At 63.6% G+C, this 24,704-nt stretch carries 20 protein-coding genes; 11 read left to right on the top strand and 9 right to left on the bottom strand.

The genetic code is table 11. From position 1 onward, the window contains the following. Nucleotides 1-377: 377 nt before the first annotated feature. Complete coding sequence (locus P3T18_RS30185; RefSeq protein ID WP_429303620.1) at nucleotides 378-560, top strand: hypothetical protein; 183 nt, start codon at nucleotides 378-380, stop codon at nucleotides 558-560. A 45-nt stretch (nucleotides 561-605) separates the two neighbouring features. Here the strand turns inward: P3T18_RS30185 and P3T18_RS30180 are convergent, their stop codons facing one another. Next, nucleotides 606-3,200, bottom strand: a complete 2,595-nt coding sequence (locus P3T18_RS30180; protein WP_429303619.1) for a heavy metal translocating P-type ATPase — start codon at nucleotides 3,198-3,200, stop codon at nucleotides 606-608. 539 nt (nucleotides 3,201-3,739) lie between these two features. On the opposite strand from P3T18_RS30180, the gene hpnH reads away from it, so the two are divergent. Then, nucleotides 3,740-5,281, top strand: a complete 1,542-nt coding sequence (hpnH, locus tag P3T18_RS30175) for an adenosyl-hopene transferase HpnH (protein ID WP_429303618.1) — start codon at nucleotides 3,740-3,742, stop codon at nucleotides 5,279-5,281. 142 nt (nucleotides 5,282-5,423) lie between these two features. On the opposite strand, the gene P3T18_RS30170 is transcribed toward hpnH, so the two are convergent. The 8 genes from P3T18_RS30170 to P3T18_RS30135 all read right to left on the bottom strand — a co-directional run bounded on the left by P3T18_RS30170 (nucleotide 5,424) and on the right by P3T18_RS30135 (nucleotide 15,186). Then, nucleotides 5,424-5,693: a hypothetical protein gene (locus P3T18_RS30170; RefSeq protein WP_429303617.1), complete on the bottom strand. Its 270-nt coding sequence runs from the start codon at nucleotides 5,691-5,693 to the stop codon at nucleotides 5,424-5,426. A 194-nt stretch (nucleotides 5,694-5,887) separates the two neighbouring features. Further along, on the bottom strand, nucleotides 5,888-7,486 hold the full coding sequence (locus tag P3T18_RS30165) for a GMC family oxidoreductase (RefSeq protein ID WP_429303616.1): 1,599 nt from the start codon (nucleotides 7,484-7,486) through the stop codon (nucleotides 5,888-5,890). Continuing rightward, complete coding sequence (locus P3T18_RS30160) at nucleotides 7,483-9,249, bottom strand: alkyl sulfatase dimerization domain-containing protein (protein WP_429303615.1); 1,767 nt, start codon at nucleotides 9,247-9,249, stop codon at nucleotides 7,483-7,485. The genes P3T18_RS30165 and P3T18_RS30160 overlap by 4 nt, the downstream gene beginning before the upstream one ends. 54 nt (nucleotides 9,250-9,303) lie before the next feature. Then, nucleotides 9,304-11,007, bottom strand: a complete 1,704-nt coding sequence (locus P3T18_RS30155; protein ID WP_429303614.1) for an alkyl sulfatase dimerization domain-containing protein — start codon at nucleotides 11,005-11,007, stop codon at nucleotides 9,304-9,306. Between the two features lie 28 nt (nucleotides 11,008-11,035). Beyond that, on the bottom strand, nucleotides 11,036-12,340 hold the full coding sequence (locus P3T18_RS30150; RefSeq protein WP_429303613.1) for an MFS transporter: 1,305 nt from the start codon (nucleotides 12,338-12,340) through the stop codon (nucleotides 11,036-11,038). Nucleotides 12,341-12,398: 58 nt separating this feature from the next. Next, nucleotides 12,399-13,529 carry a porin gene (locus P3T18_RS30145; RefSeq protein WP_429303612.1) on the bottom strand — a complete coding sequence of 377 codons (1,131 nt, stop codon included), beginning with the start codon at nucleotides 13,527-13,529 and terminating at the stop codon, nucleotides 12,399-12,401. A gap of 497 nt (nucleotides 13,530-14,026) precedes the next feature. Then, nucleotides 14,027-14,635 (bottom strand): thiamine pyrophosphate-dependent enzyme, encoded by a 609-nt coding sequence (locus P3T18_RS30140; protein ID WP_429303611.1) that lies wholly within the window; start codon nucleotides 14,633-14,635, stop codon nucleotides 14,027-14,029. A 20-nt stretch (nucleotides 14,636-14,655) separates the two neighbouring features. Continuing rightward, nucleotides 14,656-15,186 (bottom strand): thiamine pyrophosphate-binding protein, encoded by a 531-nt coding sequence (locus P3T18_RS30135; protein ID WP_429303610.1) that lies wholly within the window; start codon nucleotides 15,184-15,186, stop codon nucleotides 14,656-14,658. 69 nt (nucleotides 15,187-15,255) lie between these two features. On the opposite strand from P3T18_RS30135, the gene P3T18_RS30130 reads away from it, so the two are divergent. The 9 genes from P3T18_RS30130 (at nucleotide 15,256) to P3T18_RS30090 (ending at nucleotide 24,656) form a co-directional block, all read left to right on the top strand. After that, on the top strand, nucleotides 15,256-15,972 hold the full coding sequence (locus P3T18_RS30130; protein WP_429303609.1) for a Crp/Fnr family transcriptional regulator: 717 nt from the start codon (nucleotides 15,256-15,258) through the stop codon (nucleotides 15,970-15,972). 217 nt (nucleotides 15,973-16,189) lie between these two features. Next, on the top strand, nucleotides 16,190-17,839 hold the full coding sequence (locus P3T18_RS30125) for an AMP-binding protein (protein ID WP_429303608.1): 1,650 nt from the start codon (nucleotides 16,190-16,192) through the stop codon (nucleotides 17,837-17,839). A 145-nt stretch (nucleotides 17,840-17,984) separates the two neighbouring features. Beyond that, nucleotides 17,985-20,357 carry a bifunctional salicylyl-CoA 5-hydroxylase/oxidoreductase gene (locus tag P3T18_RS30120; RefSeq protein ID WP_429303607.1) on the top strand — a complete coding sequence of 791 codons (2,373 nt, stop codon included), beginning with the start codon at nucleotides 17,985-17,987 and terminating at the stop codon, nucleotides 20,355-20,357. Continuing rightward, nucleotides 20,354-21,127, top strand: a complete 774-nt coding sequence (locus tag P3T18_RS30115; RefSeq protein ID WP_429303606.1) for an SDR family NAD(P)-dependent oxidoreductase — start codon at nucleotides 20,354-20,356, stop codon at nucleotides 21,125-21,127. The genes P3T18_RS30120 and P3T18_RS30115 overlap by 4 nt, the downstream gene beginning before the upstream one ends. Then, complete coding sequence (locus P3T18_RS30110; protein WP_429303605.1) at nucleotides 21,124-21,687, top strand: MarR family winged helix-turn-helix transcriptional regulator; 564 nt, start codon at nucleotides 21,124-21,126, stop codon at nucleotides 21,685-21,687. Before P3T18_RS30115 ends, P3T18_RS30110 begins: the two co-directional genes overlap by 4 nt. A gap of 40 nt (nucleotides 21,688-21,727) precedes the next feature. Beyond that, the gene (locus P3T18_RS30105; RefSeq protein ID WP_429303604.1) at nucleotides 21,728-22,579 is read left to right on the top strand and encodes an enoyl-CoA hydratase family protein; all 852 of its coding nucleotides are present in this window, start codon (nucleotides 21,728-21,730) and stop codon (nucleotides 22,577-22,579) included. Then, on the top strand, nucleotides 22,580-23,797 hold the full coding sequence (locus P3T18_RS30100; RefSeq protein ID WP_429303603.1) for an acyl-CoA dehydrogenase family protein: 1,218 nt from the start codon (nucleotides 22,580-22,582) through the stop codon (nucleotides 23,795-23,797). Continuing rightward, nucleotides 23,794-24,264, top strand: coding sequence for an acyl-CoA thioesterase (locus P3T18_RS30095; protein WP_429303602.1), 471 nt, complete (start codon nucleotides 23,794-23,796; stop codon nucleotides 24,262-24,264). Before P3T18_RS30100 ends, P3T18_RS30095 begins: the two co-directional genes overlap by 4 nt. Then, a complete protein-coding gene (locus P3T18_RS30090; protein WP_429303601.1) occupies nucleotides 24,261-24,656 on the top strand; it encodes a RidA family protein in 396 nt (131 codons plus the stop codon). Before P3T18_RS30095 ends, P3T18_RS30090 begins: the two co-directional genes overlap by 4 nt. Nucleotides 24,657-24,704 lie beyond the last annotated feature (48 nt).

Raw genomic sequence — 24,704 nt, 5'->3', positions numbered from 1 at the left:
ACTGGAAACACCAAAACCCCGTGCCAGAATGGCTCTGGCGAGTGGCAGTGTAACACCAACATGGTCAATCCTGAACAACGCCTAATTCGGGTTGAAGCATGTCGGCAAAATTGCCTTACGAGCATTTACACACTACGGAAACGGCATTTTGTTAGCAACCATTTTTATTGACGATTACGTCGGGTTGGCCTCGATACGTCGGCAGTTTGCGCTGCAAATTTGAACTTATCAATTGCAAAATTACGTATCAACCCCAATTGAAACGCGGCGTAGAATTATTTCGAAACCGAGGCCGCGTCTGCTGCGTTGAGAAATGCGGCGTCATTACGGAATTCCACACGGAGTAAAACAAGGCGATTTGTTAAGGATCACTGACCATGAAACAGATATCCTCGCCGCAGGAGCGAGTTGAAATCATGCTGTCCCTGCACCCGGCGGACTATGCGCGCCTGAAGGCCGGTGCCATTAAAACGAAAATGTCCGAGGCTGAGTTTTACGCGGTCTCGCTGCATATTGGGTCGCTGGCCGTACTGCGCGATTACGGTCATCGGATCGAATAGCGCGGCTTGCGGCTTGCCGGTCGTGCGCGCGGTCCTGCTGCGAATTCACCGCGCTTGCCCGGATTTGCCGGCCTGCCCGCCACGCCACGAGCGCAGCAGCAACGCGTTCGTGACCACGCTCACGCTGGAGAACGCCATCGCCGCGCCGGCCAGCATCGGATTGAGCAGCCCGAACGCGGCCAGCGGAATGCCGACCAGGTTGTAGACGAATGCCCAGAACAGGTTCTGCCGGATCTTGCGCCAGGTGCGCCGCGAGATGTCGATGGCGTCGGCCACCAGCGCCGGGTCGCCGCGCATCAGCGTGATGCCCGCCGCATGCATGGCGACGTCCGTGCCGGTGGCCATCGCCATGCCGATGTCCGCGGCGGCGAGCGCGGGTGCGTCGTTGATGCCGTCGCCGGCCATCGCGACGATGCCCGCGCTGCGGATCTTGAGATCGTGGATCACGCGCGCCTTGTCTTCGGGCAGCACGTTGGCATGAACTTCGTCGATGCCGACTGCTCTGGCGACGCTGGCCGCGCTGCCTTCGTTGTCGCCCGTCACGAGTACGCTGCGCACGCCCATCTGCGCAAGCCGCGCGACCGCCGCCCGCGCGGTCGGCTTGACGGTGTCGCCGAACGCGATCAGCGCGAGCGCGGACGCGACATGCGTGGCCGGATCGCGGCGCATGAGCCAGGACACGGTGTTGCCCGCTGCTTCGAGTTGCGCGGCGCGGTCACGCAGATGCGGCTCCAGCTGGATGCCGAGTTCGGTCAGCCAGTGCGTGCTGCCGAGCGCGAAAGTCTCGTCGCCGATCTGCGCCTCGACGCCGCGTCCGGGTACGGCACGCGCGTGGCTGGCGGATGGGTCAGCCCCCACCCCCGCATCCCGCGCCGCGCTCACCACCGCCCGCGCCAGCGGATGATCGCTGTGCCGCTGCACGGCGGCGGCGAGCGCGAGGGCGTCGTCGCGGTCCATGCCGCCGGTCGGCTCGAACGCCGTCACCGAAGGTTGACCGAGCGTGAGCGTGCCGGTCTTGTCGAACGCGACGATCGTCACGCCGTGCGCGGTTTCCAGCGCCTCGGCGTCCTTGATCAGCACGCCGTGACGGGCTGCGACGCCGGTGCCCGCCATGATCGCCGCAGGCGTCGCCAGACCGAGCGCGCACGGACACGCGATCACCAGCACGGCCACCGCGTTCAGGATCGCGGTCTCCACCCCCGCGCCCGCCAGCAGCCAGCCCGTGAGCGTGAGCACGGCGAGCGCCAGAATGGTCGGCACGAACACCTCGCTCACGCGGTCGACCAGCCGCTGGATCGGCGCCTTGCCGGCCTGCGCGCTCTCCACCAGCCGGATGATGCGCGCGAGCGTGGTTTCGGCACCGGTCGCGCGCGTGGTGATGGCGATCGCGCCTTCGCCGTTGATCGACCCGGCGGTGAGCGCGTCGCCGGGCTGCTTCGGCACCGGCAGGCTCTCGCCGGTAATCAGCGATTCATCGACATGCGTGCGGCCTTCGAGCATCACGCCGTCCACCGGCACGCGCTCGCCCGGACGCACGATCACGACCGCGCCGACGCTCACCTGCGCGAGCGGCACCTCGCGCTCGTGGATGCCGACGCGGATGCGCGCGCGGTCCGGGCGCAGCGCGTTCAGTGCGCGGATCGCGTCGCTGGTCTGGCGGCGGGCGCGCGCCTCGAGCCACTTGCCGAAGCGCACCAGCGTGATGACGACGGCGGACGCCTCGAAATACAGGTGCGCGACGTCGCCGGGATGGAACGCCATCTGGTAGACGCTGATGCCGTAAGCGGCCGAGGTGCCGAGCGCCACCAGCAGGTCCATGTTGCCGGCGTGGGCGCGCAGCGCACGGAACGCCGCGCGATAGAAGCGCGCGCCGAACCCGAACTGAACGATCGACGCAAGCGTGAGTTGCAGCCAGGGCGGCAGCATCTCGTGAGCGCCGAACCACGTCCCGATCATCGGCACGACGAGCGGTATGGACAATGCCGCCGACGCCAGCACGGCGTAGTAATCGCGGCGAGCCTGGTCGCGCTGTCGCTGCGCGAGGCTATCCGCCGCGCTTTCCGATGTTGCGGCGTCGGCGGGCGCTGCGTCCGGTGGCACGATGAGCGCGGCCTCGTAGCCGGCCTGAGTGACGGCCGCGATCAGTGCGTCCGCGCTTGGCGGCGTCGCGCCGAGATCGACCGTGGCAGTATCGGTGGCGAGGTTGACCGACACGCCCGCCACGCCCGGCACCTTCATCAAGGCTTTCTCGACGCGCATGACGCAGGACGCGCAGGTCATCCCGCCAATGGTCAACTCGGTGATCGTGTGCGGTCCGTCATCGGCGGGAGTCAAAACCGGCGCCGACGCCGACGCCGCGAAACCCGCAGCCGCTCCATCCACGACGACCGCCGGCGTGGCCTCGTAGCCGGCCTTGTGAACAGCCGCGATCAGCGTGTGGACTTCGACGCCCGGGTCGCTGTCGATGTGCGCCCGTTCCGTCATCAGGTTGACGGAGACGTGCGACACGCCGGGCACTCTGGCCAGCGCTTTTTCGACCCGCGCCGCACAGGCGGCGCAGGTCATGCCGCCGATCTGCAGTGAGGCGGTCCGGTCGGGCGCGGCGCCCGAGGGATAAGACGGCGTGGCGAGGTCGGTCATGGTGGTCGAGCCTTGGACGGCAATGAATCGCGCAAGCGCGGTACTTCTGCGCGGCCGCAAAGGCGTCAGGGAAACTTATGTGGCGGGCGACTGGTTGAGACAAACATGGAGCCAAACCGGAAGCCAAACCCGCGCCCAAACCGATAGGTTGCCACCAGTGCGCCAAAATTGCAGTCAGCCCACGGTCAGCCCATTCTGGCCGCCATCGGCCGCAGACGTCAGGATTTGGCGCCTCCAGAAGACACGCCGACCAGGCCGCGACGCCCGCCCGGCGTGCCTCTGACGGCTTTGATGCGACCATTTATATGAGAGCCGATCGGGGCCTGTTCGAATTCCGAACAAACGCCGCGCAACACCCGACGCACGCGGTGGGCGACGCTTAGACCCAGCTTGTGCGATCATTGCGCCCAAAGTCGAGAATCCGACGCCCCGATACGTTCTTGGCTCCCGATCGAACCCCAGATCGAATGCCCGGCTTCTGCCGGCCCCGAGCGCCGGTTCGTGCGCCAAGTAACTGGATACAAAGGAGTATTTGCAGCATGGCAGTCCCAATTTCGCAGGCCTGGACGGTCGCCACCTATGTCCTGAAACAGAAGCTGATGCGCCGCAAGCGTTATCCGCTGGTCCTCATGCTCGAACCGCTCATGCGCTGCAATCTGGCCTGCGCGGGATGCGGGAAGATTCAATATCCGGCGCACGTGCTGAAATCGCAACTGACGCCCGAGCAGTGTTTCAAGGCGGTCGAGGAATGCGGGACGCCGATGGTCGCGATTCCGGGCGGTGAACCGCTGCTGCATCCGCAGATGCCCGAGATCGTCGCGGGTCTGGTCGCGCGCAAGAAATACGTCTACATGTGCACGAACGCGCTGCTGCTCGCGAAGAACCTGCATCTGTTCAAGCCGAGCAAGTATCTGTCGTTCTCGGTTCACGTCGACGGCCAGCGCGAGCACCACGATTTCGCCGTGTGCCGTGAAGGCGGCTACGACATCGCCATGGAAGGCGTGCGCGCAGCGGTGGCGGCCGGTTTCCGCGTCACCACCAACACCACCCTGTTCGACGGCGCCGATCCGAACAGCGTGCGTCTGCATTTCGACGAAATGATGGAAGCCGGCGTCGAAAGCATGATGGTGTCGCCGGGCTACACGTACGACAAGGCACCGGACCAGAAGCACTTCCTCGGCCGCGCGCGTTCCAAGCGCCTGTTCCGCTCGATCCTGTCGAACCGGAAGAAGAGCTGGCGCTTCAACGCGTCGCCGATCTTCATGGAATTCCTGATGGGCAAGAAGGAGCTGACCTGCACGCCGTGGGGCATGCCGACGTACAGCATCTTCGGCTGGCAGAAGCCCTGCTACCTGCTTCAGGACGGTTATGCCGACAGCTTCGACGAGCTGATGAAGAGCGTGGAATGGTCGAACTACGGCACCGAAAGCGGCAACCCGAAGTGCGCGAACTGCATGGTGCACTCGGGCTATGAAGCCAGCGGCGTGAACTACACGTTCGGCTCGTTCAAGGGTCTGTTCCAGACCGTCAAGGCGATGCTGTTCGATCGCTATCAGGACAACGAGGCCAACGAGATCCTCGCCGGCTGGAAGAAGACGTCGCACGAAGTGCCGATGGTGTTCGTGCCGTCGAAGGCCAAGCAGGAAACCGCCGTGGCGGTGCAGCCCGTCGCGGCCGTGGTCGATCCGGATCTGATGGAAACGGCTGCCGGTACCGAGCACGAAAAGCTCGAAGGCTGGGTGGCGGAACTGACGAACGAAGCAGAAGTGCGCGAGGCAATGGAAAAAGCCTTCGACTATCGCGGCGACGTCACCATCACGCTCAAGGACGGCTCCTCGGTGGTGGGCTATCTGTACGACCGTCAATACGGCGCGGCCTTCAAGGATTGCTTCGTGCGCATCATCCCGACCGGCAAGCAGACCAAGGAAGTGCTGCCGTACCCGCAGATCGTGTCCATCGCCTTCACGGGCAAGGATACGGCCGCAGGCAAGACCTTCGAAAACTGGGTCAAGCGCTATTGGGAAAAGAAGGCGGCGGGCGAGCAGAACATCCAGATCGAGCCGGAAACGCTGGACGAATGATGTAGCCGGGGCGGACGGCGGCGCACCGTTGGTGCATCCGTCCGAAGCCATTTCCGGTGAATCGCTTCAGTTGTCGAAGCCTGAAAACAAAAAGACGCGCAGAGCAATCTGCGCGTCTTTTTGCATTATTGCCTCGGGCGAATCAGGCGCCGCCGAAGAACACGGGCTTCATGCCGTCGTTCGGGTCGGGGCGCACCGAGCCTTGAATCTTGTGTCCCAGATGCGAGACGGCGGTACCGAACGAACGCAGTTCGTGACGGCCGCCCGAAGCGGACACGCCGTCGGCGACACCGCCATGGTCGGCTGCGACCTGTGCGTCGGCGGGAGCAGCGGCGACATTCGATTGAGCGAACGACGAGACAGCCGGGATAGCAAGAGCAGCTGCAACGATGAGCGATTGAACGAGTTTCATGATGTTGACCTCCAGACTTCGTTTGTTCCGCAAACACCCGTTTGCGTTTCAGTGATTGCAGTCTAGGCCGGAGCTCGTTCGCAATTAAGTACCTGCAAAACAAAACAATGTTGTAGAAATACGTACAAACCCTAATGCCTTGCATCGCCCATCTGCCGGGGATTTGCCCGGCTGCCGCCACATCCGTACATCCGTTATTGCCTCAGCAGATCCGCGCCCTTCTCGCCGATCATGATCGAGCCGGCGTTCGTGTTCGACGACGGCATGGTCGGCATGATCGACGAATCGATCACGCGCAGTCCCTGCACACCGCGCACGCGCAACTGCGGATCGACCACCGACGTCGCATCGCTGCCCATGCGACAGGTGCCGATCGGATGCCACGAGGTCTGTCCGCATTGCTTGATGTAGTCCAGCAGACCTTCGTCGTCGCGGATGTCCGTGCCGGGCCGCGTTTCGCGCTTGACGTACTCGCGCATGGCCGGCTGGTCGATCACCTTGCGCGACAGATGTAGCGCGTCCAGCATGGCGCGCGTGTCTTCCTCGTGCGTCAGGTAGTTGGGCTCGATAGTCGGATCGACCAGCGGGTCCGGACAGCTCGCGTGCAACCAGCCTTTGGATTGCGGACGCAACTGGAAGAAGCCGACCTGAAAACCGGGGAACGGATCGACGCTGTAGCGATCGGGACCGCTGATCAGGTGAATCTGGATCTTCACTTCGGGCCGGGTCTGTTCATGCCGCGTCCGCGCCTGCGCGTGCGCCGTGGCCGACGGCGTCGCCATGAAGCCGTCGCGCGTCATCAGATAATTGGCGCCCATCAGCAACGTGCGCCATTTGCTGCCCAGCACTTCGTTGATCGTGATGGATTGCGAGCACTCGAAGGTGATGCGAGCCTGCAAGTGGTCGCGCAGGTTTTCGCCCACCTCCGGCGCGTCGTGAATAACCGGCACGTTCAGGCTCTGCAGACGGTTCGCCTGACCGATACCGGACAACTCCAGAATATGCGGCGTCTTGATGGGACCGCTGGAGAGCACCACTTCGCGTCGTGCGCGCGCCGTCCTGATCTGGCCGCCTTGCAGATACTCGACACCCACGGCCTTCTTCCCTTCGAACAGCACGCGGGTCACATGCGCTTCGACCTGAAAGTCGAGGTTGGCGCGCTGCCGCGACGTGGTCAGATAGCCGAGCGCCGTACTGCAACGCCGGCCATTACGCGTCGACAGTTGAAGAAAGTTGACGCCTTCGTACTTCTCTCCGTTGTAGTCTTCGGCCAGCGGAATACCGGCTTGCTGGCATGCCGAAACAAACGCTTCCGACAGAACGTGACGTCGGCTATCGCGCAGATCGGTGACCGAGATCGGGCCGCTGCGGCCGCGGTACGCGTCGTTGCCGCGCTTGCTCGACTCCATCCGCTTGAAATACGGCAGGCAATCCTGATACGACCAACCCGTGCAACCGGCGGCCGCCCAGCCGTCGTACTCGCGCGGGTCGCCACGTACATAGATCATGCCGTTGACCGAGCTCGACCCGCCCGGCAGTTTGCCGTGCGGCCAGTAGATTTCCTGACCCTTCAAACTCTTCTGAGGCACGGTCTTCGACTGCCACACATAGTTGGCATCGCCGAGAATCCTGGCCACGCCAACCGGCGTCCTGACCCAGAAGTCTTTATCGCGCGGCTGACCGGCTTCCAACAGCAGCACGCGCGTGGTCGCGTCTTCAGTCAGGCGGGTGGCAAGCGTGGCGCCGGACGAACCCGCTCCCACGACGATGTAATCATATTCGGCATTGCTCATGCGACGGCTCCCTGCGGCGTTGCGGCAACATCATGTGTAATGGACTCCTGCGCGTCGTCGAACAACGCGAAGAAGCGAATCAGATCGTCACGCCGATCGCAGGTCGCGCTGCCGCTATCCAGCAGCGCCGCGATCGACTGGCGGCCGACGTAGTACTCGGCCCACGCCTGCTGCGTGACCCGCAAGCTGAGATCGCCGATCACGGTCTCACCCGGATCGCGATGGAATTCGCAGACGCCGCGGCGCACCTGCAACGCATGGCGCGCGTTCCGGTCGGATATCTCGATCACCAGACGTTGCTGCACGCCGGCCGAGCGCTGCGGGTCAAGACGGACCCGCAGGAAGTCGATGAAGCGCGCCGGCTCCGCAGCTTTGACCGTCTGCACATCCGGCAGCACGCTGCGCACGGGCGCGATCTTGCGCTCCAGTTCCAGCGCCTGCGTCAGGTTGAAGTGGCGCGGAATCGTGCCCGGCGCGCGATACGCGATCTGGCGCAACGCCTCGGCCTGAGCCTGACGATAGGTGTCGTTTTCGGGGTCGGTGGCGAGCAACCAGCCCGCGAGGCGGCTTGCCCACACGAGGTCGCGTTGTGCCATCGCCTCGCGGTACTGCGCGAGCACCTTCGACGCTCCACCGAAACCCGCCACGATGCGACGCGCTTCTTCATCGTGTGCGAGCCGATGAATGCTCGCGGCGTCACCGTCGAACCAGCCGAAGATGTGGTGATAGAGGTGCAGCGGGAAATAGAAAAACTCGCTGTAGGTTTCCGCGTTGTTGGCGAACTCGCGCAGATGCGGCGGCAGTTTGACGAACTCCTTCAACTCATCGGGCAACAAACCTTTGTTGATGCCACGCAAGGTCTGATCGATCATGTAACTGATCGCGTCCATGTAGAGTTCCAGCGCCTGCCGCACGTTGGCCTTGCCGACATACGGCAAGGCGTGAGTGTTGACGAGCAGTTCCGGTTCGAGGTCGCGGATCAGCTTCAGACCATTGCGCCACGACGACGGGTCGCGAAACACATCGCCGCGCAGCGTATAAAAGTTGAAGAGGCTCGGCCAGAGGAAGTTGTTGTAGACCAGCTTCATCTCCGGCACCCAAGCGGTGAGCGTGTCTTCCGAATCGGAGAAGTGTCCGGTAAAGAACTGCATGCGCAGCCCCGCCACCGTCAGCTCGTCGCCGTCATGCACGAGATGCGTGGCCGGCACCGTGCCTTTGGCGCGGCCGGGCGGAATGATCGCGGCGAGACCGGTGTCCGGGCCCGTCGGCGGCAGATGCAGCGCGAACTGACGCTCGTAGCGGGCAGTCAGCGCGGGTACGGCCTCGGGAAATTCACCGCCCGATGCAAAGCCGGTGGATATCTCGGCCAGATGCCGGTTCACCTCATGATGACCGATGATCATCGCGTCCGGCGCTTCGCGTACGAAGGCTTGCGTGCCATGCGCGTAGTGATTGTGGCTATAGACGATAGCCTTGATCGGACGGTCGCTGACCTTGCGGAACTCGGCCAGCGCGTGCTCGCCGTCCTCCAGATCGTCGCCGGTGTCGAAAATCACCAGACCTTCGGGCGCATCGATCATCATGCGGCTGGAAATGCCGATGCCCACGAGATTCCAGACTTTCGGCGCGACTTCGATGAGTCGCGGCGCCACGGCAAAGGTGGCCGCCACCGCTTTCAACGTCGATGCGGCGACTCGCGCACCGCGCGGTCCGTCGACCAGACCGATGTCTTGTCCACGATAGCGATCTAGCGTGCTGCTCATGTTTCGGTATCCTTACATTTAATCAATCGTTTTTTTGACGCGCAAAATTATCGGCTAACGCCATGCATCGAGCAGCGCCCGGCCCAGTGTTTCGTCGCCACCGAAGCGCGCTTCCGATGCCGGCGCATTGGCCTGAGCAGCGTCACCGGATACGAGAGCGGCCCACTGATCCATCGTCAATCCAACAGTGGCGTCGGCTTCGTCGACGCATCCGGGCAAGACCTGCACGACGCCATGACGCAACAGCAGCGTGAAGTGGTGCTGGTCGATCGCGAGATGCACGCACCGCGGCCGTTCTGCGCTCAGCGAGGGATCGAGCTTGAAGCGCATCGCGTTGACATAGGTGCCGGGTGGCATCTGACGAACCGTCGATGCGTTCACGAAGGTGAATGGCAACTGGTGGGTATCGACTTTCTCTTCGAGTTCGCGAGCCTGCGCGAGATACCAGGAGCGCGTATTCGCGGCCGTGGTCACCTGTGCCATTGCGCGCAAGGCATCGGCCTTGATTTGCCGCGCGGCCGCGACGTCGGCGCCCGCGCGCAACGCGGTGGTCGAGAGCTCGGCGGCCCACTGAAACTCGCGCTTCTCCAGCGCCTCGCGCGCCTGCTGCAACACGCGCCCGGCGCCGCCCGCCAGATCGACCCAGCGACGCGCCGCATCGTTTTCCGGCAGACGGTGCAGTTCCACGGTGTCGCTGCCAAACCAGCCGACGAGACCGCAATAGATTTGCCGCACGTAAAACGGCAACTCGCCGTAGAACTGCCCCGTCAGGCGACCGTTGGCGAGCGCCGCAGGCAGTTGCACGAAGCGCACCAGTTCATCCGGCGTCAGCCCCTGATTGATGCCGCGCACGGTCTGGTCGTAGGTGTACTGGATGCAATCGCGGTACTCCGTCACAGCCTGACGAATCGCCTCTTTGCCGCTGATCGGCACGCCGTGCACGCCCACCAGATGTTCGGGATCGAGCGCCAGAATTCTGTCCAGACCGGGCAACAGCCTCGTCGGATTGCGGAACGCTTCGCCGCGCAGCGTGTAGATGTTGAACATCGCCGGCCACGCGATGTTGTTGACCACCACGCCCTCGTCGGGCATCCAGATCAACACCGTGTCGTCGGAGTCGGCCGGCGTATGCCAGAACTGGAAGCGCAGACCGTCGATGGTTTCGCACTGTCCGTCGTCCAGCAGACGATTCGGTCGCACGAAGCCGGGCGTCGGCGTGTATCGGTCGAGCGGGAAAAACTCGGCGCCTAGCCCCTGGTTCGGCATCGCGTCCGGCCCTGATGGCGGCAGGAACATGCCGAATTGCATCGCCACTCGCCGCGTCAGAAAAGGCGCAAGATCGCCGAGCGTGCGCGACATGACTTGCAGCAGGTCCCGGTGCGCGTAGATCGGCAGACGTTCTTCGTCGCCGGGCGCCACGTAGGTGCGGGAGCCGAGCGCGTAGTGGCCGTGCGTGTAGATCAGCGCGCTGACGGCGCGATCCGTCACGCTGCGAAAGTCTTCGCGCTGTTCGACCGACTGCTGCACACAGTCGCCGGTATCGATGACGATCATGCCGTCCTGCCCCAACACCATCGTGGAGTTGCCGAGGCTGCTGCCCAACTGGCAATAGACGCGATCCGTCACCCGGTGCAGCTTGCGCCCGAGCGCCTCGCCGTGAGCGATCAATCGCGCGTTGGCAACTTCACCTTTGCGTCCGGTCGTGACGCTCACGGGTCCGCCCATGTAGGGCGACAAGGACGGCAAACCTTCAGGCATCGTGTACTCCTTCAGATAGCAATTGGGATCAAACAGATCGCGTCGTGGATGGCGCCTGATCCGGTCGCGATCCGGCCAGACGGCGCACCGATTTCGCCGGGTCCAGACAGAACATTCCGATCAAGCCGCCCACGATCAGCATGCAGCCGCAAATCGCAAAACCCTGTTCGTAGCCCGCGGCGCCGGAGCCTGTCGTGACTTCGACGAGCTTGCCGGTGACGACCGGCGCCATGACGCCCGCGATGGACGCGATCGAGTTGTCGATTGCCAGAATGCCGCCGCGTTGCGCGCCCGGCGTGACCTCGCCGAGCATCGCCGGGCCGAGCGAGTAGATGATCGGCGTCAGGCCGAAAGCGACGGCGGCGAGCAGGACCTTCTGCATGTTGCTGAGATCGAGCGCCATCTGCAGACAGAACAGCACGCCCGCCACGACCAGCCCGATGCTCGCGAAGACGCCGCGCGCCATCCGCGACGAAGCGCCGTTGGACAGCATCCGTTGCGACCACCACGAGAGACCGACGTTGATCGGCGTGCCGATCAGGACCACCAGCGCAAACAGACGGCCCGAAGTGACGGCGTCGTAGCCGAGGCCTTTCTGCAGATAGCTCGGCAACCACGTGAGTATCAGCGCTAGGCTCCAGTAGGCCACGAAGTGCAGCAGAAAATTGCCGAGCACCATCCGGTCGGCCAGCAACTTCCGGTACGGCACGCGCGCCTCGGCCGCGTGACCCGACGCCTTCACGGCGTCATGACCGCCGATTGCCCCTTCCCCGCCGAATGCCAGCCACAGCACGGCCCAGATCACGCCGACCAGACCCAGCGCGATGAAATTCGCGCGCCAGCCCCAGTGCGCCGTGATGAGCGGAATCGAGAAGCCGGCGAGCAGCAGGCCCACGGTCGCGCCCTGCGCGATCATCGAAACCGGCAGATTGCGCCGGTCGTCGGGAAACCATTTGAAGCAGGCGTGAATGGTGACCGGCCACGCAGGTCCTTCGCTGATACCGAGCAGCACGCGCGCGGCGATGAGTACCGTCATCGAAGTCGAGAACGCCACCGGCAATTGCGACGCGGACCACAGCAGCGCCATCACCAGTAACAGCGTGCTCGCCTTGATGCGATTCGCCATGAAGCCGCCGGTGATACCGGAGATGGCGAACAGCCAGAAGAAACTGCCGCCGACGACGCCGAACTGCACCGGCGTCAGACCGAGATCTTTCATCATCGGCACCGCCACCAGACCGATCACGATCTTGTCGACGAAGTTGACCAGCATGAACAGAGCGAGCAATACCGCGATGCTCCAGGCCCTCGCTGGTTGATAGCGCGCGTTCATATTTGCTCCTTGCGCCGGTCGCTGCCGGTCAGCCGTGTTGAATGAAAAAACGCTTCTCTCAGAACCTGTGACGCAAACCGACCATGACGCCTAGCTGCGTCGATTGCGCCGCCGCGCTCACGCCGTTGAACCCCTGCGCCTGCGCGCCGATCAGACCGCCCCGATACAGCGAGTAGTCGCCTTCGATATAAGTATCCGTCCGCTTCGACAGGCTGTAATCCGCGAGCAACTGGAATTGCGTCGCGTTGCCGTCGCCGCTCGCGGCCTTGCCGGTCTGCAAGGTGCGCCACACGTTGGCCGAGACGAGCGTCGCCGCACCGAAGCGCTGGCTCACGCCGCCAAAGAACATTTCCCGCGACGAGAACGTGTTGAACTTGAGCGCGGTCAACTGCGGCGCGGTGAACGGCCCGTTCGGAAAGTTGCCGGTAAAGCCCTGATCCTGGCGATTCACGACCCAGCCGGCGTTGAAGGTCGTGCTCGCGAACGTGTACGCGGCGCCTGCCGTCCACGCCTTGAAGTGCGCCGACGAGTTCATTGCGTCGCGCGAATCCAGATAGGCGGCGCCGAGGCGCAACGGTCCTTTCGGCACATAGGCAATCGACGCGCCGATCTGGCTGCCCGCGCCGAATGCGCCCGCCGTCCCACCGAACGCGTACGACAACTCCACCGTGACGTCGTGCCACGCGGCCGCGTACTTCGCCATGCTGCTGGTGAAGTTGCCCTGCGCCATGCCGACTTCAGGACGGAACTGATAGAAGTTCTGGCTCATGTACGTGCGTCCTACCGCATCGGCCATCGGGTTGAGCTGGCGGCCGAGTGTCAGCCTGCCGAACGTCGAAGACTGCAAACCGACGAACGCCGTATTGAAGAACGGATAGCTGGGATCGCTCATGCCGGAGTTCAGAAAGAAGCGGTTCTCCAACTGGAATACAACGCGCGTTCCTCCGCCAATATCCTCCGAGCCGAGCATCCCGAACAGGCTTTCGCTGGCGCCGCCGTTGCCGAGTTGCGTCTTCGAATCGCCCTTGGCGTCGGCGTGCGTGGTGTAGCGAACCGCCGTGTCGGCGATACCATAAAGCGTCACCGACGACTGCGCATGCGCCGCCAGTCCATGACAGGCGATCGCCGCAACGGCGCTCGCCTGAATGGCGATTCCGAGTCCCCGATGTGTTTTCAGTTTTTTCAGCAAGGCTTGTCTCCGATCTTGTTTTATAAAAAACCTGCATCGCTAGCTGCGGCCGGCACGCGAACTGTCGTGCGGTGCCGGCCCGACGAATCGTGAAACGGATACGAAAAGCAGGTCTTGCGAAGTCGCGTGGTCAAACCGGACCACGCGACTTCGCCTGCGCCGGGCGTGAGACACACCGCAGCGGGAGGACATGCGACGAGGACCAACGAGGGTCAGCGCACCGCGTATGAGGGCACGTAAGCGCCCGACGGCAGAGGCGACCCTAACCAGCGGGTCGGAGATGCGATGCGCCCGTGTCCGGGCAGGTGATGAACTGCTTTCATTCCGTCTCCAGCTTTTCTTTTATGTTTCCCCGCCACGGATGCATCGATCCGCACGACCCTGACGAGGAGTGACTGCTGTCCGGACCCGACCGGCTCCGGACTTACTACGCGGTCGAGCCGGCTATCCTGCCGGATCACGACCCACGTCTTCGACACACCGCTGCGGCCCGCACGTCAATGACGCGCGCCGCTCTCCGACGCGTACCACACGCCCAGTTGCTCCGCTTCCATACCCATGCGTTGAAACTGACGGTCGGGCATTTCCGGCTGCGGCTGATCCGGGCCGAAACGCGGCGGTTCCGGCTCGACCTTGAGCGCCACGAAAACCGGTCCGGGTGCGGCGAGGAGCGTCGGCAACGCGTCGGCAAGCGCGGCACGATCGTCGAATACGTGGGCGCTTGCGTAGCCCGCAGCCAGCGCCATCGCGCAGAAATCGACGGCCTCGCCGCCGGGCACCGGCAGGTTGGACGTACCGGCAAACTGCGCACCGTTCTGGATAACGAAATGAACGATGTTGGTCGCGCCGCTATCGGTTACGGTGACGAGACCGCCCAGTTGCATCAACAGGCTCGCGTCGCCGTCCACGACGATCACGCCGACTTGCGGTTTCGCCAGCGCCAGTCCCAGCGCGAGCCCTGCCGCGCCACCCATCAACGGCACCGAACTCAAACGGCGTTCGGTCACGCCGAGTGCGTCGAATGCAAACATGGCGCCCATCGTCGCGACGATCACGCGCTCCTTGCGCGCAAGCGCGATCTGTTGGCAAGCTTCTCCGATTCGCATGGTATTTTCTCCTTCCTTTTTTAGTGCCACGCCACAGGGCGGCCGACAATCAATGCCGCCGGGCCGCGTCGGTTGTGAGCGGCATCGAATGCCGCGGGCACGGCCTCGGCAACGTCGCGATTGCTTTCGAGACACCAGAAGGGAACGCCCAGCGCATTGAGCAGCGGTTCGAGCAGATTCACCACGCGCCGGCGCGACGACGTGTGAGGTTGACCGAAGTTGTCGTGCTCGCGGCCGAACTGTCCGATCATCAAAACAGTGGGGATTTGCGCGTCGAGCGCCACGGCGCGAATCGTGTTGATGCACGCGTAGAAACCCTGGTTCTGCACCACCACCACGGGACGCTGGCCGGCGATTGTCAGACCCGCGGCAACGCAAACCGCCTGGTCTTCGTTGCAGGTCCGCACGAGCCGCAGGTCGCTGTCGCCACGCTCCATGGCCTGATGCAGCGCGACCTGGATCAGGTCGGGCACCGTGACGAAATGGGTCACGCTGGCCTCCTGCAACGCCGTAAGATACGCGCTCGCGCCGATGCTATGATCGTCGGACATTCTCGTCTCCTCACTTCTGATTGAATGAAACGAGTCTAGGGAGACGAGGTCCGCAAATCTGTAAAAAACATGACAGAAACAGTCCGTCCGTCCCAGCGCGCGCTGGCCAGCGCAGCGCTGCACCGCTCAGCATGGTTCGCCACGTGCCGGCCCGAGACGATCGACCGTCTGCTGAGGGAAGGTACAGTCCGTTTGCTTCAGCGCGGCGAAGCGCTTTGCCGCCAGGGGCAGCCGGTCGAGCATCTGTGTCTGATCGTCGACGGCACACTCGAAATCAGCGTGACCACCGAAGCCGGCAAGCGTTTTCTGTTGCGCCATCTCGAGCCGGGGCAACTGATGAACCTGATTCCCGTGCTCGACGAACAGGGTGCGATTCACGACAGCGTGGCGCACGCCGACACACTCGTGTTGCTGTTCGATAAAGCGCTGATTCAGGACGTACTCGACACGGAACCCGGCTTCGCGCGAGCCGTCATGCGTCTGCTCTGTTTGCGCTCGCGCACGCTGTATCTCGATCTTTCCGACAACAGCCTGCTCACGCTGCGCCAACGGTGCGCGCGCATCCTGCTCTATCTCGTCGGACCGTGGGGCATGCCGCGTCCCGAGGGCGTGGCGATCTCGCTCAAACTGTCGCAGGACGAATTCGCCGACATGGTCGGCCGGTCGCGCCCCGTGGTGAACCGCGAACTCAAGAATCTCGAGCGCGAAGGCATCATCCGCACCACCTACTCCCATTTCGTGATTCTCGATCTGCCGGGTCTGGAGCGTCTGGTCGCACAGGCCTGACCGCACAACGGCTGTTCCCCGCATACCGCGTTCAATCCGTTGACGTGAGGCGCTCGCCGTATCGGGGTTAGCCCTAAATTGATAAAAACAGAACAGTCCGCGCGCGCAAGATCGAGCACTATGGCGCGATGCTTCATCAGCAGACGGTGCCGCTAAAAGCCCATGCGGGATAGCGGCTGTCGCTGGATTCGCCGCCACTTCACCTACAGGAAAACCGATGACTTCCCGCCACTGGCTTGATTCGTATGGCGACATGCCCGCCGACATCGACACTCACGCGCACGTTTCCGTGCTCGCGATGCTGGAAGACGCCATGATCCGTTACGCGGACAAGACGGCCTTCGTTTGCGCGGGCCAGACACTCAGTTACGCCGAGATCGATGCGCTGTCGCGCGATTTCTGCGCGTATCTGCAAAATGCCGGCGTGAAGAAAGGCGATCGGGTGGCGGTGATGCTGCCGAACATCGCCGCGTTCCCCATCGCGTTTCTGGGGATCGTCAGGGCCGGTGCGATTCAGGTCAACGTCAATCCGCTTTATACGTCGCGCGAACTCGAACATCAGTTGAAGGATTCGGGCAGCCAGTGCATCGTGATCTACGGCGACGCGCTGCCGACGCTCGCCGCCGTGGTGAGCAACACGGCTATCCGGCAAGTACTCGTTGCCGGCCGCCCCACTGCGGGCGACGCATTGGGAGAAGAAACGGCCGTCACCGGATTCGAGCATGCCGTCTCCCTGCGCCAGGCGCTTGCTCAAGGCAGCACGCTGCAGCGCCACGCGGTCGCCCTGACGAGCGACGACCTTCTGTTCCTTCAATACACCGGCGGCACGACGGGACTCTCCAAAGGCGCCGCGCTTTCGCATGGCAACCTGGTGGCCAACACCGAGCAGTTCAGAGCCTTCGTCTCCGACGCGCTGCGCCCCGGCGAAGAAACCATCGTCACGGCCATTCCGCTGTATCACATCTTCGCGCTGATGGTGAACTTCATCACCTACTTCTCGATCGGCGCGGAGAACTGGCTGGTGCCCAATCCGCGCGAAATGGGCGCCTTCATGGCGGTGCTCAAACAGTCGCGTCCAACGGTCTTTATCGGCGTCAACACTTTGTACGCAGGCATGATCCAGCACCCGCAACTGCCCGAGGTCGACTGGTCGCGTTTGCGTATGTCGGGCGGCGGCGGTGCCGCCGTGGTGCGCAGCGTTTCCGAGCGGTGGAAAGCCATCACCGGCGGTTTCATCCGCGAAGGCTACGGGCTCTCGGAAACCTCGCCGGTGCTCTCCTTCAACCCGGACTTCGTCGACGAATTCAACGGCACCACCGGCCTGCCCGTTCCTTCGACGGATATCAAACTGCTCGACGACAACGGCCGCGAAGTGGCCGTCGGCGAATCGGGCGAGATCTGCGCCAAAGGACCGCAAGTGATGCGCGGCTACTGGGAGAAGCCCGAGGCCAATGCCGACGCATTCACCGCCGACGGTTATTTCCGCACGGGCGATATCGGCGTATTCGACGAAAAGGGCTTTCTCAAGATCGTGGATCGCAAGAAAGACATGATCATCGTCTCCGGCTTCAACGTCTATCCGAACGAGGTCGAGGAAGTGGCGACCGCCTGCCCCGGCGTCGCCGAGTGCGCCTGCATCGGCATTCCAGACGAAAGAACGGGTGAAGCCGTCGAGCTTTTCGTGGTCAGGAGCGCGCAGAGCGCTTTGACGGAGCAGGAGATCATCGCGCATTGCCGCTCGCTCATCGCGGCTTATAAAGTGCCGAAGCTGGTGCGCTTCGTGGAAACGCTGCCCAAATCGACCGTGGGCAAAATCCTTCGGCGCGAGTTGCGCAAGCCCGATGCACACGACACGCCCAAGGTGTAATTTCGTCTGACGGTTAAGCGCGCGGCGGGGGCCGGTCAGGACCCGCCGCCCGTTCGCGGCCGCGACGCATCGCGCACAATTGCTTGACATCTAAACTATCTAAACCTAAATTATCCCCAACGGCAGTTCACATTGGGGAACAAGCATGCGCATCGTCTGTATCGGCGGCGGTCCGGCCGGGCTGTATTTCGGTCTCTTGATGAAGGGCCGGAATCCGGCATACGACGTCACGGTGGTCGAGCGCAACCGGCCTTACGACACGTTCGGCTGGGGCGTGGTGTTCTCCGATCAGACGCTCGGCAATCTGCGCGCCGCCGACGCCCCCAGCGCCAACGCCATTCTCGACGCGTTCAATCACTGGGACGACATCGAAATCAATTTCCGCGGCAGCAAGATCCGTTCGTCGGGACACGGCTTCTGCGGTATTGGGCGCAAGCGCCTGTTGAACATTCTTCAGGAACGCTGCGAAGCGCTCGGCGTGAAACTGGTGTTCGAAACCCAGGTCACGGACGACACGCAATACGAAGCCGATCTCATCGTTGCCTGCGACGGCGCGAACAGCGCGATCCGGCAAAAATACGCGGACACCTACAAGCCGGCCATCGACATGCGCGACTGCCGCTTCGTCTGGCTCGGCACGAAAAAGCGCTTCGATGCCTTCACGTTCGCGTTCGAGGAAACCGAGTTCGGCTGGTTTCAGGCGCACGCGTATCGTTTCGACGACGACACGTCCACCTTCATCGTCGAAACACCGGAGCGTGTCTGGCGCGCCGCCGGTCTCGACGAAATGAGCAAGGAAGAGAGCATCGCCTTCTGCGAAAAATTGTTCGCGAAGTATCTGGACGGCAATCCGTTGCTCTCCAACGCGGCGCATTTGCGTGGGTCATCGCAATGGATCCGCTTTCCGCGCGTCGTCAACGAAGAATGGGTACATTGGCGCCGCCATGCCGACGGCTCGCAAACGCCGATCGTGCTGATGGGCGACGCCGCGCACACGGCACACTTTTCGATCGGCTCGGGCACCAAACTCGCGCTCGAAGATTCCATCGAACTCGCGAACAGCATGGCGGCGCATCCTCGCGATCTGCCCGCCGCGTTACAACACTACACCGACGTGCGCAGCATCGACGTTCTGCGCATCCAGAACGCGGCGCGCAATTCAACCGAGTGGTTCGAACACGTGGACCGCTACACGTCGTTCGAGCCGGAACAGTTCGCGTATTCGCTGCTCACGCGTTCGCAGCGTATTTCGCACGAGAATCTGCGCGAGCGCGATTCGACCTATCTTTCCGGCTTTGAAGACTGGCTCGCGCAACGCGCGGGAATTCAACGCCAGGCCGAAAAGCACTCTGTTCCGCCGATGTTCACGCCATTTACGTTGCGCGGCGTCACGCTGAAAAATCGCGTGGTGGTTTCGCCGATGGCGCAATACAGCGCGGAAAACGGCGTTGCCGGCGACTACCATCTGATGCATCTCGGCGCGCGCGCGATGGGCGGCGCCGCGCTCGTCATGACCGAGATGACCTGTGTGTCGCCGCAAGCGCGTATCACGCCCGGCTGTCCCGGCATGTATGCACCGGAACATCTCGCAGCGTGGCAGCGCATCGTCGATCTGGTACATGCTCAATCGGACGCGAAAATCGGTATCCAGCTCGGACATTCCGGCGCCAAGGGCTCGACGCGGGTTGCGTGGGAAGGCATCGACCAACCGCTCGCCGAAGGCAACTGGCCGCTCGTTTCCGCGTCGCCGCAACAATATTTACACGGCGTGAGCCAGCATTCGCGCGAAGCCACCGCCGACGATCTACGCGAAATCGAAGCGCAATTCGTGCGCGCCACGCAGATGTCCGCGCAAGCCGGTTTCGACTGGCTCGAATTGCACTGCGCACACGGCTATTTTCTGTCGAGCTTTCTGTCGCCGCTCACGAATCATCGCACCGACGAATACGGCGGCTCGCTGGAAAATCGCCTGCGTTACCCGCTACAGGTGTTTCGTGCGATGCGCGCCGTCTGGCCGCAAGACAAGCCGATGTCCGTGCGTATTTCCGCTAACGACTGGGTCGAAGGCGGCACCACGCCCGACGACGCCGTGGAGATCGCGCGCGCATTCAAGGCCGCCGGCGCCGACATGATCGACGTTTCGTCGGGACAGGTCAGCAAGGAAGAAAAGCCGGTGTATGGCCGCATGTTCCAGACACCGTTCGCCGACCGCGTGCGCAACGAAGCGGGCATCGCCACGATCGCCGTGGGCGCGATTTCCGAAGCGGACCACGTCAACAGCATCATCGCGGCCGGTCGCGCCGACCTGTGCGCGATCGCCCGTCCGCATCTCGCCAATCCTTCGTGGACGCTGAACGAAGCCGCGAAAATCGGCTATTTCGATGTGGCGTGGCCCAAGCCCTATATCGCGGCCAAGTCGCAACTCGAACGCAATCTCGAACGCGAACGCGCGCAGGCCGCGGCCAATGCCGGTCTTTCGCCGCAAGAACGCGCGCAACGCGCCGAAGGAACGACGTGAACACTTCCGTCAACACACTCGACACTCAGCACGCCGTGGTCACGGGCGGCGGCAGCGGCATCGGTGCGGCAGTCGCCGAAGCGTTGTTGCGGGCCGGCGCCCGCGTCACCCTGATGGGCCGCGATCCGCAACGTCTCGCAGCGCAACGCGAAAAGTGCCTCGCACTCGGCGAAGTGGCGTGCATCAGCGTGGACGTCACCAACGAGGCATCGGTGCAACGGGCGTTCGCCGAAGCGGGCGCCGTCGATATCCTCGTCAACAATGCGGGGCAGGCGCAGGCTGCGCCCTTCACGCACACCGACATCGCCCTCTGGCAACGCATGCTCGACGTGAATCTCACCGGCGTCTTTCTCGGCACGCGCGCCGTGCTGCCCGGCATGCTCGAGCGCGGCTACGGGCGCATCGTCAACGTGGCGAGCACGGCCGGACAGATCGGGTACGCGTACGTCGCGGCATATTGCGCCGCGAAACACGGCGTGATCGGCCTCACGCGTTCGCTCGCACTGGAGGTGGCCACCCGAGGCATCACGGTCAATGCCGTGTGTCCCGGCTACACCGAGACTGAACTGCTGCAGGCGTCGCTCGAACAGATCACCAGTAAAACGTCGCGCACCGAACAGCAGGCGCGCGACACCCTGCTTCGCGCGAATCCGCAACGGCGCTTCGTGAGTCCCGAACAGGTTGCGAACTCTGTCCTGTGGTTGTGCCAGTCCGGCTCGGACGCCATCACGGGACAGGCTATTTCCATCTCCGGCGGAGAAGTCATGTGACCCGGTCATCGAACATCAAGAAACCCGCTGCGCCCGCCGCCGACACGCGGTCGCCACGCAAGGGCGTCGCCCAACCCGCGGAGAACGTCGTGGACCTCGAAATGAGCACCGGCGCGGATAGCCACATGGGCCTGCGCCTGTGGCTGCGCATGCTGACCACCACCAATCTCGTGCAGGCCGAATTGCGAAAGCGTCTGCGCAACGAATTCGACACCACGCTGCCGCGTTTCGATCTGATGGCGCAACTCGAACGCCATCCCGAAGGACTGAAGATGACCGAATTGTCGCGCCGTTTGATGGTGACGGGCGGCAACGTCACCGGCATTACGGATCAGCTCGAAAAAGAAGGGCTGGTGATGCGCGACAACGATCCGAACGACCGCCGCTCGATCAGCGTGTGCCTTACGCCGGCAGGCCGCAAGGCGTTCGACAAGATGGCGGCGGCTCACGAGCAATGGGTGGTCGAACTGTTCGGCGGCCTGAGTCTCGACGAAAAGTCGCGCACACATCAGCGCCTCGGCAAACTCAAGAAACATCTGCTCGACAGTCTGAAAGACTGAATCGCATCAATCGGGCAACGCTCATGCACGGGAGACATTCATGACACGATCCAACGCCGACGCGCTGCTCGCCGGCAATCAGGTCACGCTCGCCGATTACGAGGCGCGCCACTTCGGCTGGTCGGTCGCCGGCAAGGTCGGGACCATCACCCTGAACCGCCCCGAACGCAAGAATCCGCTGACTTTCGAGTCGTACGCGGAACTGCGCGATCTGTTCCGTCAACTCGCCTATGCCACGGACGTGAAAGCCGTCGTGCTGCACGGCGCGGGCGAAAACTTCTGTTCCGGCGGCGATGTGCACGACATCATCGCGCCGCTGATCGATCTGCCGATGCCCGAGCTGCTGCTGTTCACCCGCATGACGGGCGACCTGGTGAAGGCCATGCGCCACTGTCCGCAGCCGGTGATTGCCGCTATCGACGGCGTCTGCGCCGGCGCGGGCGCGATTCTCGCGATGGCCTCCGACCTGCGCCTGGGCACCGCGCGCAGCAAGCTCGCCTTTCTGTTCTCGCGCGTCGGTCTGGCCGGTTGCGACATGGGCGCGTGCTCGATCCTGCCACGCATCATCGGCCAGGGACGCGCCGCCGAACTGCTCTTCACCGGACGCTCGGCGAGCGGCGACGAAGGCCACGCGTGGGGCTTCTACAACCGTCTGTGCGAACCCTCGGCCCTGCTCGACGAGGCACATAAGCTCGCCGCCGATCTCGTCGCCGGTCCCACGTTCGCGCACGGCATCACGAAGAAAATGCTGCATCAGGAATGGAGCATGAGTATCGACGAAGCCATCGAATCCGAAGCGCAGGCGCAGGCAATCTGCATGAGCACGCGCGATTTCGAACGCGCCTACCAGGCGTTCGCCGCGAAATCGCGCCCAACATTCGAGGGCAACTGAATGAGCGCCCATCGCGACATCGACCTGCATAGCCCGCTGGCGTGGCCGTTCTTCGAGCCGCGTCATCGCGAACTGGCCGCCGGCATCGAGGCATGGGCGAGCGAGCATCTCGGCCATGTCGATCATCACGACGCAGACGCCGCGTGCCGCCGTCTCGTGCGCGAACTCGGCGCGGCCGGCTGGCTGAAATACGGCGTAGGCGGCGTGGCCTACGGCGGTCACGGCGACACCATCGACACGCGCGCCGTCTGCCTGCTGCGCGAAACGCTGGCGAAGCACGACGGCCTCGCCGACTTCGCGCTCGCCATGCAAGGCCTGGGGTCCGGCGCCATCTCGCTCGGCGGCACCCACGAGCAGAAGAGCCGCTATTTGCCGCGCGTCGCGAACGGCACGGCCATTGCCGCGTTTGCCTTGTCGGAGCCGCAAGCGGGTTCGGACGTGGCCGCCATGGCGCTCAGCGCGCGCGAAGACGGCGACGCCTATGTACTCGACGGCGAGAAGACCTGGATTTCCAACGGCGGCATCGCCGACTTCTACGTAGTGTTCGCCCGCACCGGCGAAGCGCCGGGCGCGCGCGGCATCAGCGCGTTTATCGTAGACGCCGAGACGCCGGGCCTGGACATCGCCGAGCGTATCGACGTGATTGCGCCGCATCCGCTTGCGCGTTTGCGCTTTGCCGGCGCGCGCGTGCCGCGCAGCCAGATGCTCGGCGTCGCCGGCGAAGGTTTCAAGCTCGCCATGCGCACGCTGGATATTTTCCGCACCTCGGTCGCGGCGGCGTCGCTCGGTTTTGCGCGTCATGCCATGGCGGAAGGTCTCGACCGCGCCGCCTCGCGCAAGATGTTCGGCCAGACGCTCGGCGATTTTCAGTTGACGCAGGCGAAGCTCGCGCAGATGGCGCTGACTATCGACAGCAGCGCCTTGCTGGTCTATCGCGCCGCCTGGCTGCGCGATCAGGGCGAGAACGTCACGCGTGAAGCCGCGATGGCGAAGTGGCATGCCAGCGAAGGCGCGCAGCAGGTGATCGACGCCGCCGTGCAGCTTTACGGCGGCATGGGCGTGCAAAGCGGCACGGCCGTGGAGATGCTGTATCGCGAGATTCGCGCGCTGCGTATTTACGAAGGCGCGACCGAAGTGCAGCAGTTGATCGTCGGGCGCGATCTGTTGAAAGCGCATGCCGCCGCGTCTGCTGCAACGGCGCAAGGCGGCACGTCATGAGCGCCACGTTCGAGCGGCCCGTGCGCATCCGGTTTTCGCATTGCGATCCCGCGGGCATCGTGTTCTTTCCGCAGTATCTGGTGATGACCAACGCGCTGGTCGAAGACTGGTTCAACGAAGCTCTGCGGATCGACTACGCGCACATGATTGCCCGGCGCCGCATCGGCTTGCCGATCGTCAAGCTCGATTGCGAATTCTCGCGGCCGAGCGCAATGGGCGAGACGATTATCCTGTCGCTCACAGTCGCGAAAATCGGCCGTCGTTCGATCGGCCTCGATATCGTCGGGCGCTGCAACGAGGAAACGCGCTTCAGCGCGAAACAGGTGCTGGTCACCACTTCGCTTGAAAGCGGCCAGTCCATCGAGATTCCAGCGGACATCGCGAGCGCGCTCGCCCAGTTCGATCCCCAACCCGCGTCCAGTCATACCAGCGACACCATCGACGCTACCGAGGCCCAACGCTCATGAAAAAAGCTCTCCTTCCCGCCGGTTGGGTCAAGCCGCGCGGTTACGCGAACGGTGTCGCGGCGAGCGGCACGCAGGTGTTCATTGCCGGTCAGATCGGCTGGGACGAGGAAGCGCGCTTCCAGACCACCGACTTCGCCGGTCAGGCCGCGCAGGCGCTGCGCAACGTCCTGGCCGTGCTGCGCGAAGCCGGCGGCGAGCCGCGCGATCTGGTGCGCCTCACGTGGTACGTCACCGACAAGCGCGAATATCTCGCCTCGCTCAAAGACATCGGCGCCGCGTTCCGCGCATTGGTCGGCGACTACGACATCGCCATGACCGCGGTCCAGGTGGTCGCGCTGATCGAAGACGAAGCCAAGGTGGAGATCGAAGCCACCGCCGTCATTCCGCAATAAGCAGGTAACCGCAAGCAACCGAAACCGACCCAACACGCCAACCGTAGC

The sequence above is a fragment of the Paraburkholderia sp. GAS199 genome (genome assembly GCF_050436585.1).
Classification (GTDB): Bacteria; Pseudomonadota; Gammaproteobacteria; order Burkholderiales; family Burkholderiaceae; genus Paraburkholderia.
Note: the sequence above shows the minus strand (reverse complement) of the source record. Positions and strands in the feature narration are given on the sequence as shown.

What these genes read in the sequence shown, in the direction of transcription:
- hpnH (WP_429303618.1), top strand. Translation starts at nt 3,740, where the DNA reads ATGGCAGTCCCAATTTCGCAGGCCTGGACGGTCGCCACCTATGTCCTG.
- P3T18_RS30170 (WP_429303617.1), bottom strand. Translation starts at nt 5,693, where the DNA reads ATGAAACTCGTTCAATCGCTCATCGTTGCAGCTGCTCTTGCTATCCCG.
- P3T18_RS30155 (WP_429303614.1), bottom strand. Translation starts at nt 11,007, where the DNA reads ATGCCTGAAGGTTTGCCGTCCTTGTCGCCCTACATGGGCGGACCCGTG.
- P3T18_RS30150 (WP_429303613.1), bottom strand. Translation starts at nt 12,340, where the DNA reads ATGAACGCGCGCTATCAACCAGCGAGGGCCTGGAGCATCGCGGTATTG.
- P3T18_RS30090 (WP_429303601.1), top strand. Translation starts at nt 24,261, where the DNA reads ATGAAAAAAGCTCTCCTTCCCGCCGGTTGGGTCAAGCCGCGCGGTTAC.
- P3T18_RS30135 (WP_429303610.1), bottom strand. Translation starts at nt 15,186, where the DNA reads ATGTCCGACGATCATAGCATCGGCGCGAGCGCGTATCTTACGGCGTTG.
- P3T18_RS30165 (WP_429303616.1), bottom strand. Translation starts at nt 7,486, where the DNA reads ATGAGCAATGCCGAATATGATTACATCGTCGTGGGAGCGGGTTCGTCC.
- P3T18_RS30125 (WP_429303608.1), top strand. Translation starts at nt 16,190, where the DNA reads ATGACTTCCCGCCACTGGCTTGATTCGTATGGCGACATGCCCGCCGAC.
- P3T18_RS30120 (WP_429303607.1), top strand. Translation starts at nt 17,985, where the DNA reads ATGCGCATCGTCTGTATCGGCGGCGGTCCGGCCGGGCTGTATTTCGGT.
- P3T18_RS30130 (WP_429303609.1), top strand. Translation starts at nt 15,256, where the DNA reads ATGACAGAAACAGTCCGTCCGTCCCAGCGCGCGCTGGCCAGCGCAGCG.
- P3T18_RS30105 (WP_429303604.1), top strand. Translation starts at nt 21,728, where the DNA reads ATGACACGATCCAACGCCGACGCGCTGCTCGCCGGCAATCAGGTCACG.
- P3T18_RS30100 (WP_429303603.1), top strand. Translation starts at nt 22,580, where the DNA reads ATGAGCGCCCATCGCGACATCGACCTGCATAGCCCGCTGGCGTGGCCG.
- P3T18_RS30140 (WP_429303611.1), bottom strand. Translation starts at nt 14,635, where the DNA reads ATGCGAATCGGAGAAGCTTGCCAACAGATCGCGCTTGCGCGCAAGGAG.
- P3T18_RS30095 (WP_429303602.1), top strand. Translation starts at nt 23,794, where the DNA reads ATGAGCGCCACGTTCGAGCGGCCCGTGCGCATCCGGTTTTCGCATTGC.
- P3T18_RS30160 (WP_429303615.1), bottom strand. Translation starts at nt 9,249, where the DNA reads ATGAGCAGCACGCTAGATCGCTATCGTGGACAAGACATCGGTCTGGTC.
- P3T18_RS30185 (WP_429303620.1), top strand. Translation starts at nt 378, where the DNA reads ATGAAACAGATATCCTCGCCGCAGGAGCGAGTTGAAATCATGCTGTCC.
- P3T18_RS30180 (WP_429303619.1), bottom strand. Translation starts at nt 3,200, where the DNA reads ATGACCGACCTCGCCACGCCGTCTTATCCCTCGGGCGCCGCGCCCGAC.